The sequence below is a fragment of the Tatumella saanichensis genome, assembly GCF_000439375.1.
Taxonomy (GTDB): domain Bacteria; phylum Pseudomonadota; class Gammaproteobacteria; order Enterobacterales; family Enterobacteriaceae; genus Tatumella; species Tatumella saanichensis.
The window spans coordinates 135,795-145,851 of sequence record NZ_ATMI01000054.1 but is presented as its reverse complement, the minus strand read 5'-3'; the positions used below and the strand labels follow the sequence as shown (position 1 = coordinate 145,851).

At 51.1% G+C, this 10,057-nt stretch carries 12 protein-coding genes and 1 pseudogene; 8 read left to right on the top strand and 5 right to left on the bottom strand.

Annotation, left to right across the window (positions count from 1 at the left end; genetic code table 11):
* Positions 1 to 189: 189 nt before the first annotated feature.
* A pseudogene (locus DW47_RS0115595) lies at positions 190 to 732 on the bottom strand (potassium-transporting ATPase subunit KdpA); the annotation flags it as partial.
* Positions 732 to 821 (bottom strand): K(+)-transporting ATPase subunit F, encoded by a 90-nt coding sequence (kdpF, locus tag DW47_RS17165; protein WP_071846665.1) that lies wholly within the window; start codon positions 819 to 821, stop codon positions 732 to 734. The pseudogene DW47_RS0115595 and the gene kdpF, both read right to left, overlap by 1 nt.
* A gap of 200 nt (positions 822 to 1,021) precedes the next feature.
* On the opposite strand from kdpF, the gene DW47_RS0115585 reads away from it, so the two are divergent.
* The 3 genes from DW47_RS0115585 to DW47_RS0115575 all read left to right on the top strand — a co-directional run bounded on the left by DW47_RS0115585 (position 1,022) and on the right by DW47_RS0115575 (position 3,025).
* Positions 1,022 to 1,837 carry a sugar phosphate isomerase/epimerase family protein gene (locus DW47_RS0115585; RefSeq protein ID WP_029687366.1) on the top strand — a complete coding sequence of 272 codons (816 nt, stop codon included), beginning with the start codon at positions 1,022 to 1,024 and terminating at the stop codon, positions 1,835 to 1,837.
* Positions 1,838 to 1,866: 29 nt separating this feature from the next.
* Positions 1,867 to 2,301, top strand: a complete 435-nt coding sequence (locus DW47_RS0115580) for a secondary thiamine-phosphate synthase enzyme YjbQ (RefSeq protein WP_029687365.1) — start codon at positions 1,867 to 1,869, stop codon at positions 2,299 to 2,301.
* Positions 2,302 to 2,440: 139 nt separating this feature from the next.
* A complete protein-coding gene (locus DW47_RS0115575) occupies positions 2,441 to 3,025 on the top strand; it encodes a YceI family protein (RefSeq protein ID WP_029687363.1) in 585 nt (194 codons plus the stop codon).
* A 250-nt stretch (positions 3,026 to 3,275) separates the two neighbouring features.
* On the opposite strand, the gene DW47_RS0115570 is transcribed toward DW47_RS0115575, so the two are convergent.
* Entirely contained in the window at positions 3,276 to 3,593 is a 318-nt protein-coding gene (locus DW47_RS0115570) for a hypothetical protein (protein WP_029687362.1), read from the bottom strand.
* 306 nt (positions 3,594 to 3,899) lie between these two features.
* On the opposite strand from DW47_RS0115570, the gene DW47_RS0115565 reads away from it, so the two are divergent.
* The gene (locus DW47_RS0115565) at positions 3,900 to 4,889 is read left to right on the top strand and encodes an ABC transporter substrate-binding protein (protein WP_029687361.1); all 990 of its coding nucleotides are present in this window, start codon (positions 3,900 to 3,902) and stop codon (positions 4,887 to 4,889) included.
* An 81-nt stretch (positions 4,890 to 4,970) separates the two neighbouring features.
* Here DW47_RS0115565 and DW47_RS0115560 read toward each other — a convergent pair whose 3' ends face one another.
* Together DW47_RS0115560 and DW47_RS0115555 are read right to left on the bottom strand one after the other, a co-directional pair.
* Positions 4,971 to 5,402 (bottom strand): DoxX family protein, encoded by a 432-nt coding sequence (locus DW47_RS0115560; RefSeq protein WP_029687360.1) that lies wholly within the window; start codon positions 5,400 to 5,402, stop codon positions 4,971 to 4,973.
* Between the two features lie 346 nt (positions 5,403 to 5,748).
* A complete protein-coding gene (locus tag DW47_RS0115555; protein WP_029687359.1) occupies positions 5,749 to 6,711 on the bottom strand; it encodes an aldo/keto reductase in 963 nt (320 codons plus the stop codon).
* A 287-nt stretch (positions 6,712 to 6,998) separates the two neighbouring features.
* Here DW47_RS0115555 and DW47_RS0115550 point away from each other — a divergent pair, with 287 nt between their 5' ends.
* The 4 genes from DW47_RS0115550 (at position 6,999) to DW47_RS0115535 (ending at position 10,047) form a co-directional block, all read left to right on the top strand.
* Entirely contained in the window at positions 6,999 to 7,319 is a 321-nt protein-coding gene (locus DW47_RS0115550; RefSeq protein WP_029687358.1) for a YnfA family protein, read from the top strand.
* A gap of 31 nt (positions 7,320 to 7,350) precedes the next feature.
* Positions 7,351 to 8,157: a shikimate dehydrogenase family protein gene (locus DW47_RS0115545; RefSeq protein WP_029687356.1), complete on the top strand. Its 807-nt coding sequence runs from the start codon at positions 7,351 to 7,353 to the stop codon at positions 8,155 to 8,157.
* Positions 8,158 to 8,343: 186 nt separating this feature from the next.
* Positions 8,344 to 8,904 carry a YbhB/YbcL family Raf kinase inhibitor-like protein gene (locus tag DW47_RS0115540; RefSeq protein ID WP_029687355.1) on the top strand — a complete coding sequence of 187 codons (561 nt, stop codon included), beginning with the start codon at positions 8,344 to 8,346 and terminating at the stop codon, positions 8,902 to 8,904.
* A 57-nt stretch (positions 8,905 to 8,961) separates the two neighbouring features.
* Complete coding sequence (locus DW47_RS0115535; RefSeq protein ID WP_029687354.1) at positions 8,962 to 10,047, top strand: endonuclease/exonuclease/phosphatase family protein; 1,086 nt, start codon at positions 8,962 to 8,964, stop codon at positions 10,045 to 10,047.
* Positions 10,048 to 10,057 lie beyond the last annotated feature (10 nt).

Genomic DNA, 10,057 nt, shown 5'->3' with positions numbered 1-10,057 from the left:
GGGGGGGGGGGGCAGGTCGTGAGGCAATGCCGCCAAAAACGTATTACGCAATTTTCACGCTCACTATTGAGGCGCGTCTGATGCTCGCTAATCAGACGCGCCTGACGCTCTAGGGCGGCGGCGATCAATATAACATCCAGTTCCGGGGCCAAGCTTGATAACTGATCAGCCAGCCGTGGTAGGCGGCACCAGCGGTAATAACAGCCACAGGGTGATGCGCGTAACATCCTGCCACGCATTGCCGAGGGTACTGACGCCCTGACGGGCAAAGGTGCGTATCAACGCAAAGGCGACGGCGATACCGGTGGCAGCGGACAGGCAGTTTTGCACCGTTAGACCCGCCATCTGGCTGAGATAACTCAAGGTCGACTCACCGGCATAGACCTGCCAGTCAGTATTGGTGACAAAACTGACGGCAGTATTCAGGGCCAGATCCCAAGGCAGTCTCGGAAAATGTTGTGGGTTGGGCGGGAGATGTCCCTGACCAAGCAACAGTGCGAATAAAAACAGCAGACCGAGGAAGTTCAGGCTGATTACTGCACCCAAATATTGACGCCAGTTCATCTCCTGCGGGCGGATACCGGCCAACCGCCATAGTGGTGTTTCGAGCTGTATTAGCCAGCGTGGTAGCCTCCCTTCGGTCATGGCGGCCAGCACCGTTCCTAGCGGTTGGGCGGCAGCCATCAGCACCAGCATAAAAAGGGCAATAAGGTAAAGTGAGGAGGCAGCCATTAAAACTCCTCCGCATGCCATAAGGCGTACACTAGGTACGCCATAAGCAGTACTACCAGCACGATGCCGGTAATAACCCAACTGTTCATCGACAATCTCCTGCAATCAGTGATAGCAGCAGAGTGTAAAATTTTCATTGAAAAAACAGGGTAAAAAGGCGGGGCCAAGCCGTAAAAAAAAGATAAAAATGGTCACTTCAGCGCGCTAAAAAACGCGCTTTAGCTGATTTCTGTCACAGATATGCCAGGCTTAAAGGCAGAAAACTTTGAATGACCGACAGGAGAACAGCATGCATACGGAGTATCCACTTTTTCTGAATACGGTCCTACTAGGCGGTACCACGGAGCAAAAACTGTCGGCCATTGCTGCGGCCGGATTTCAGCAGGCAGAATTATGGCAGCAGGATGTCAGCGAAAGCGACGGCCACGCTGAAGGTGTCAGACAATTGCTGGCTTCTCTGGGGGTAGCACTCACCGATTATCAGGTATTACTCGATTTTGACGGCGTGGCGCAGGAATATCGTGCCTCCAAGCGGCAGCAAGCTATCGAGATCCTCGATACTGCTGTCAAGGTGGGTGCCAGCACCGTACTGGTGCCCGCCAATACTGATAGCGGCTGTCAGCAGGAGAAAATTGTGGAGGATATGCGCTGGTTGGTGGCCGAAGCCGAGCAGCGTGGACTGAGAATTGCCTACGAGGCGATGTGCTGGAGCACCTTTATTAATACCACTCCGGCGGCACTGACATTGGTTCAGCAGATCGATTCTCCGGCACTGGGATTGGTGATTGATGCGTTCCATATTTTCGCGCTGCGACGTAGCGTCGCAGATTTAGATAAACTGCCGGTGGAGAAAATTTTTCTGGTGCAGTTATCGGATGTTGCCGAGATCCCGCAGGCCGATCAACTGACCGATATCGCTCGTCATCAGCGCTTACTCCCAGGGGAAGGGGTGTTTCCGGTGGCGGAGTTATTACAGACGCTACGTGCTAAGCATTACCAAGGGCCGCTCGGTCTGGAAGTGTTTAATGATGAACTGAAAAATCAGCCTGCAGAACAGGTGGCCCGCCAGGCGATGGCGGCTTTGCGCCAAGTAATAGGCGGATAATTTCAGCCTGTGACTTATAAGGAAAGAATATGTGGCAACAATACGAAATACGCTTGAAACCCCGGCCGCGTGGCTTTCATCTGATCACCGCGGAGATTGAAAATGCGCTGCTTGAACTGTCGCACATCGACATCGGACTGTTGCATATCTTTATCCAGCATACCTCTGCCTCGTTGACCATCAATGAAAATGCGGACCCTACAGTGCGTGGTGATTTCGAGCGCTACTTTAATCATGCGGTGCCGGAGAATGCGCCGTTTTATCGGCATACCTATGAAGGCAGTGATGATATGCCCGCGCATCTGAAAAGCAGCCTACTGGGTCCGTCGCTGACGCTGCCTGTGCGTCACGGTCGGCTTAACCTGGGGACCTGGCAAGGGATTTATCTGTGTGAGCATCGTAACAGCGGTGGTAGCCGAAACCTGGTTCTGACCCTCCAAGGCGAACCGCAATCACGCCGCTGAATGTTTTTACCTGTCAGTGAGTTAGCTTTGTTAAAACTGTGCCTGTCACTCTATTGGCATTTTTTGACTAGGCTTAACTGCGACCGCCCACGTTGAATCAGGGCGCGGCGGTCATCCATGACGTTATAAGGAGAATGACATGCAGACCATGAAAAAATTAGTGATCCCAGCCCTGGTCGTTGCCGGTTTGGCAGCGCCGCTGATCTCCACGCAGGCAGCCACTTACCAAATGGATCCACAGCACACTTCGGTGATCGTTACTTGGAACCACTTCGGTTTCTCTCATCCGACGGCGGATATCCCTAATACCCGAGGCACCATTGATTTTGACCCCGCCCATCCAGAGCAGGCAAAAGTCGATGTGACCATTCCGGTGAAAGAGATCGATACCCATGTCCCGGCACTGACCCGTGAATTCCAGAACGCAAAATATTTCGATACTGCGAAATACCCACAGGCTACCTTCCGTAGCACTAAAGTGGTGGCCACCGGGGATAATCATTTCGATGTGACAGGTGATCTGACCCTAAAAGGGATCACCAAGCCGGTGACCCTGCATGCGACCCTCAATAAGCAGGGCGAGCAGCCGATGTTGAAAAAACAGGCAGTTGGTTTCGATGCAACTGGCACTTTGAATCGCTCTGACTTTAAGATCGATCAGTACATCCCCGCAGTGGCTGATCAAGTGACGTTGACGCTCTCTACCGAAGCGCACGCACAGTAAAATTAGACAGGAGAGAGCTTCGCTCTTTCCTGGTTTCCTGCCATACCGGAGTCATTGTCTGTTTCCTAGCAACAATGACGACGCAATCTCTATTTGTTGACCACCTACGGTGATTATAGGCTGTCCTCCTACTGAACCCTATGTTAGCCACTCCTGCTGCACCAATACGGGTGTAAGGGGAAGTAAGAAGTGGTCGGACATGGATATGCGATAGACAAAAAAACAGCGGCATCGCTGCCGCTGTTTTAGATTAGTGGTTAGTCGGTTGCTGTGCCGGAGCCGGGCCTGGTTTTGGCGGCAGCGGTAATACTTCAATTTTTACCTGATATTTACCGGTATCGACTTGTGGCACCTGAGAAACCAGCGTTTTCAGGGTTTCTGCCGGGGTTGAGGTAGTTTCAGTTACCGCATATACCGGCATAGGCGGGTGCGGCATCATCGCATGCATACCGAACATGTGGTGCTCATGAGGATGCGCAGGCTGATCTGGCTGTCCTTGTGTAGCTGCTGAAGCCAGTGATGACGCTAGCAGAAAAGGTGCTGCCAAATAAAGTGTCATCTTTTTCATAATAAACTCCCTGGTGTTGGGTTCCGCTTTAGCATCGTCAATTCAGTGCACTGACTCAATCACTTTTGCACGATACTAACGCTATTTTCGTTATCCCTACATTTATAACAAAACGACTGTTTTCTGACATATCTCTGCACGATTCCCATTGGCCAATAGGCTTCAGTTGTTGTCTAGGTTATGGCACTATTCAATTATCATGCGACAAATTCTCCGCTGTATTTCAGCGAGCAGTGACAGACCAGAAAAGTGACCCTTGTGAACCCCAATCCCCTCCGCCCGCTGCGTAGCACGCTGTTAACCCTGATGCTGATGCTTGCCAGCCCTTGGCTATCAGCAAAAATGATCACCGATGATAACGGCGTACAGGTCAGTGTCCCTGATCAGCCAGAACGTATTGCCGATGGCTGGTTTGCCCATCACTCATTGCTGATGACCCTCGGGGCTGGGGATAAAATTGTGGCCACGGTCAATCATCCGACAGACCGACCCTGGATGTTTCGTATCCAGCCCTCGTTAAATCATGCCTTACAGACGCGTGGTCATGAGTTCTCCACCGAAGCGCTGGTGCTACGTCATGTGCAGGTGGTGTTTACCGTAAAAAATGACCCCGCTGCCGACAGTTATCGTCAGGCTGGTATTCCGGTGGTGATGACAGGCTTCACAGATTTTCCGTCGATGGAAAAATCCTTATTGATGACCGCTGAGGTGGTGGGGACGGTGCAGGCTCGACAGCAAGCATTGGCCTATAACGCTTATCTTAATAAATGGATTAAGACTATTTCTCAGCAGACTGCTGCGCTGAGTGCCTCACAGCGGCCAATGGTGCTGCATATTCAGTCACTGCATCCGTTGAAAGTAGATGGTCGTGACACCCTTATCGACCAGTGGATCACCTTAGCGGGGGGACGCAATGCGGCACAGGCGGTACGTGGCAATATGAAACAAATTTCACCGGAAGAAGTCCTAGCTTGGCAGCCGGACTATATTATTCTCGATCCGGGAGCAGGCACGCTTGAGAACTCAGCTTACCGTGATTTGTTTGCTGGTTTGAAAGCCGTCAAGGAACATCATGTGATCCGTAACCCTAGCGGCGTTTTCCCTTGGGACCGTTACGGAACTGAAGTGGCGTTACAGATCCAGTGGGCGGCAAAACTGTTACACCCGCAACTATTTCCGAGCATTGATATGCAAAAACAGACGCAGGATTTCTATCAGCGTTTTTTTCATTACCGGTTAACGGATGGGCAGGCGAAAAGAATACTAGCGGCATTGCCTCCGGCGGTAATGCAATAGGCTGGGGTAAAAAAGAAAACAGGCCGCCAGCATTAGAGCGGGCAGCCTAGAAGAGTCTCTGCCAGGCGGCAGATAAGGGAATTAGCCTTTCAATTTGGCAGACAGGCTGTATTTACCGGCACCTTGCAGCATGATGATCAGACCACCAAAGAAGTACAACGCTTCGGTTTCCAGTGCCCAAGCACCCACACCAGTACGTTGCATAAAGTGACCACCGACCACCAAAACTACGGCGAACAGCAGGTTAATCGCATAGACTAGGCCAGCAACGCGAGTCAGCACACCCAGAATAATCAATACCGGAGCAATGATTTCACCGATATACGCGCCGTAAGCCACAAAACCAGGCAGGCCATGGGCGGCCAGCATCGGCTTGATCCACTCAACACCGTACTGGACTTTAAAGCTGCCGTGAAACAGCATCAGAATACCGAATACCAGACGCATCAGTAATTTTGCAAAATCAGGGTGATCGACTGCACGATCAAAGCTTGTCAGTAATTTATTCATAATATCCCCTTAAAAAAAGCTACTCTAAAGCAAAATATAACTAAGTATCGCGCTGTTTTTTTGAATAAAAACATCAAAAAATCAGAATGATATTCAGGTGATTGTTCAGAGGAACTGTTGGAAGAGAAGGGCGATTAAAAATACAGCGTTAATAATGTGTTAGCGATATTATTTGGGGGCAGAACATCACCTATAGTGATGGTTACTGGACTTTTGATAAGATTTTCATTGTTTCGATGAGAAAAATAATATCATATGATTAGCATGCTATCTAATTAATTGATTTAATTTTATAACCGAGTGAGTGATCCTTCAGCAGCCGCCGAAAACGCGTCCGGCGGCCTTAGGATTATTTTTCCGGCTGGCTAACTTGCTCCAGCTGGGCGATTTGCTCTCCAGTGAGGGTCAGAGTTAGGGCTTTGGCAAAGCTTTCTACTTGCGAACTACTGGTAGCACTGGCGATAGGGGCGGTAACACCTTCACGGGCAATCAGCCACGCCAGGGCAACTTCAACCGGTTTGGCCTGCTGTTGTGACGCCACGTCATTCAGCGCATTAATAATTTTTACGCCACGTGGATTGAGGTATTTGCTGATCCCCGAGCCGCGTTTACTTTTCCCTAAATCTTCTTGGCTGTGGTATTTACCTGTAAGAAAACCTGAGGCGAGGCTGTAATAGGTCACCACACCGATATTTTTCTCGAGGCAGAGATCGCGCAGGGCACCGGCAAAACTGCCGCGATCATAAAGATTATATTCCGGTTGTAAGACTTGGTAAGCCGGCAGCTGATGTTGTTCAGCCATGTCAAGCGATTCCGCCAACTGTTCCGCCGTTAGGTTAGACGCACCGATGGCGCGGATTTTACCGTCCTGCAGCAGCTGTTGGTAAGCCTCCAAGGTTTCCTGAAAAGGTGTCTGTGGATCAAACCAGTGAGAGAAATAGAGATCGATATAGTCGGTGTTGAGGCGTCGTAATGAATCTTCGACTGCCTGTATGATCCATTTTTTTGACAGTCCTTTATGACCAGCGATACCCATATCGGAGCCCACTTTGGTGAACAGGTTAATTTTTTCACGCCGTCCTGGATTAGCCTGTAACCAGCGACCAATAATGGTCTCGGATTCTCCGCCTTGGTTACCATCGACCCAGCGGGAATAGACATCTGCGGTATCAATAGTGTCGAAGCCGTGATCAATGAAAGTCTCGAGAATACGGAAACTGGTTTGCGCATCGATGGTCCAGCCAAACACATTACCACCGAATACCAGAGGGGTAATGGCAATGCCAGTTTGTCCGAGTTCACGTTGGGTCATGGTTCTGCTCCTGAAAGTGATAAATTGAGACCAGAAAAAGTATAGTCGCAGTAAGTCGATGGCCTGTGGCACTGTCACCGTAGACAGTCAGGTCAGGGGAACTGTTTTCAGGATAGAAGTCATCATCAGGGTACAGAGAGCGAAAACTGCACTTTTGTACTTTGTTACCAATCTACCGGCTTACCTCGCTAACCACTATACTTGCACTTACAAGTTGGGAAACGGTCTTGCTGGGGATATCGAACTTAGTCGTCACTACACAAAGAAGGAAAGCAGGGCGTGAAGAAATGCTAAAAGTGTTGTTACTGTTTGTGGTCACGGCATTGGCCGAAATCATCGGCTGCTATCTGCCGTATTTAGTGTTACGTGAACAAAAAAGTGCCTGGCTACTGTTGCCGGGTGCCCTGAGTCTGATGCTGTTCGCTTGGTTACTGACCTTGCATCCGGCTGCTGCAGGGCGCACCTATGCGGCCTACGGTGGGGTCTATATTTGTGTAGCGCTGTGCTGGCTCACTGCTGTGGAAGGAATTGCGTTAACCCGTTGGGATGTGACCGGTGCGGTGGTCGCGCTGGCCGGCATTCTGATTATTCTCTGTCAGCCCGGCTGATAGTTAACCTCGCTTGTATCAGGGAGAGAGTATGCGTTCAATTGAATCGGTAAGCGGCCTGTTACGTCTGACGGCAATACTCGGTGACCCCATTGCCAGAGTCCGTGCACCTCAACGGATGAATACCTTGTTTGATCAACAACAGCGAGACAACGTATTGATGGTACCGATGCATGTCACCGCCCAGGGGTTAGCTGGTGCGGTTAACGGCTTGCGGCATTATGAGAATTTTGCCGGGGCAGTGATCACTGATCCCCATAAGCAGGCGATCATTTCCCACTTGGATAAAGCCACCGCCGCAGTAGCGCACGCCGGAGCCTGTAACGTGATCCGCCGGACACCAGATGGTCAACTGGAAGGCGGTCTGCTGGAGGGCGACGGGTTTATAGAGGGGCTACGTCGTCGCGGTTACAGCATTTCAGGAAAACGGGTCTATCTGGCTGGAGCGGGCTTCACCGGCAGTGCCATCGCCCATGCGTTGGCGGCACAGGGGGTCAGCGAGATAGTCCTGTTTAACCGCAGTGACGAGAAAGGGGTATTATTGGCAGAAAGTCTCTCTACCCGTCATCCAAGTGTGGTGGTGATCCACGGCACTGATACGCCATCGCAGTGTGATATTGCTATTAATGCCACCCCGGCCGGGGTGGGCGATGATAGCTCGCAGGCCTTTTCGGTCAGTGCCCTCGGACCTCAGACGTTAGTCTGTGATACGGTCATCTATCCGCTGATGACCCCGCTATTAATTGCCGCACAACAGGTTGGTCTGGCGACACATCACGGTGAACAGATGCTGGAGGCGCAGATTTCGCTAATGGCCGATTTTATGCTAAACCACTGAGTTAGGGCTGTTGTCGGTACTCTCTGCTACCAAGTGGTAGGGTGATAGAGCATTGAACAGTGTAAACAGGTATGCGGAGTAGGGCCTCACGGTGCAGAGCCTGAGAGTCACAGGGCCAGACCACGATGTTGATGGTAACAGTTATTGACGGGTAGCCGCGGGCTACCCCCTATAGGGGAATTGACGATGAAAAAAATATTAGCGGGTGTATTATTGGCATCACTGAGTACTGCGGGCGCTTTTGCGGCACAGCAGCCGACTTTTTCCCTACGCTCACCGGACTTTACCTCCGGGCATACCATGCCGAAAGCTTCCGGCGGTAACCTGCCGGATGTCGCGGCCTGTAAAGGGCAGAATATCTCGCCGGCACTGGCCTGGAAAAATGCCCCGACTGGGACCAAAAGTTTTGCATTGATCATTGCCGATACTCAAGGGCGTAATGGGCTGGGTATCACCCATCTGCTGGCCTATGGCATTCCTAGCACTGCTAGCGGGATGGATCGGACCGCTCTGGCCGAAGGCCGCGGCTTTACCGGCGGGAAAAATTCCTTTGGTCGTGATGCCTACAATGGCCCTTGTCCGCCAGCCAATGCCGATACCCACTTCTATACCTTTACACTGATTGCCACCGATCTGCCCGCCAATAGCCTGCCAGCAGGATTAGACACAGAGGCGCTATTTAACCACTTGAATGGTCACACTCTGGGAGCTGCCGGTATTATCGGCACTTTTAGCGGTAAACAGTGATCACCTACGAGGGTAAGCAGCTCGCCTCCGGCATCGTACTAAGGAAGAGGAAAGCCAGTGGTTATTGATACGTTATTAACCTTTTTATTGGTGCTGGTAACCTTGGCACCGCTGTCGCGTAATCCTGCTTGGTGGATCCGAGTCTGGGATTTCCCTCGGCTACAACTGTTGACCATTTCGGCCTGTCTGACGCTATTGCCGTTGTTTTTTATCGGGACACATCCGCTGCAAAGTACGCTGCTGCTGGTGATCGCACTGGCTTGCTGCGCGTATCAGTGCTGGTGGATTTTTCCCTATAGCTGCTGGGGGAAGAAGCAAGTGAGGGATGCCTGTGGGTATAACAAAAAACCGAGCTTGCGGATCCTAGTATCTAACGTGTTAACACCGAACCGTCATGCCGAAAAACTATTGAGGCTGATCAGTACCGAACGCCCAGATATTCTGGTCGCAGTAGAGACTGATCTGTGGTGGGAGCAACAACTGGATGTGCTGAATGAGGATTATCCCTACAGTGTGCGCTGTCCGAAAGATAATCTCTACGGTATGCATGTCTGGTCAAAGTTGCCGCTCAGTGATGCTGAAATTCAGTATCTGGTGGATAAAGACATTCCCTCCATGCACATGTTAGTGATGATGGAAAACGGCAGTGAAGTCCGTCTGCACTGTATACATCCGATGCCGCCGAGCCCAACGGAAAATGATGAGTCGAAAGACCGTGATACTGAATTGGTGCTAGTGGGGAAAAGTGTGGCACAGGCCGGATTACCGGCAATTGTCACTGGGGATCTTAATGACGTCGCTTGGTCGCGCACGACTCGGCTATTTCTAAAAATCAGTGGATTGCTCGACCCTCGTCGTGGCCGTGGCATGTTCTGCACTTTCCATGCCGGTTATCCCATGCTGCGCTGGCCGCTGGATCATATTTTCCATAGCCAAGATTTCGTGCTTGGCTCGATACGTCGCCTTGAAAGCATTGGCTCTGATCATTTTCCTTTCTTGGCGCACCTGATCTATGATCCACAGACTGGTCAGTCTCAGAAGAGTCTCAAAAAGGAGGCTTCTGACCAGCAGCAGGCAGAGGAAATTCTGAAACAAGCGGATTCTTTGACTTCACCGGTACCTACCCCCGGGGAAAACGGGTAGAATCGCCCCC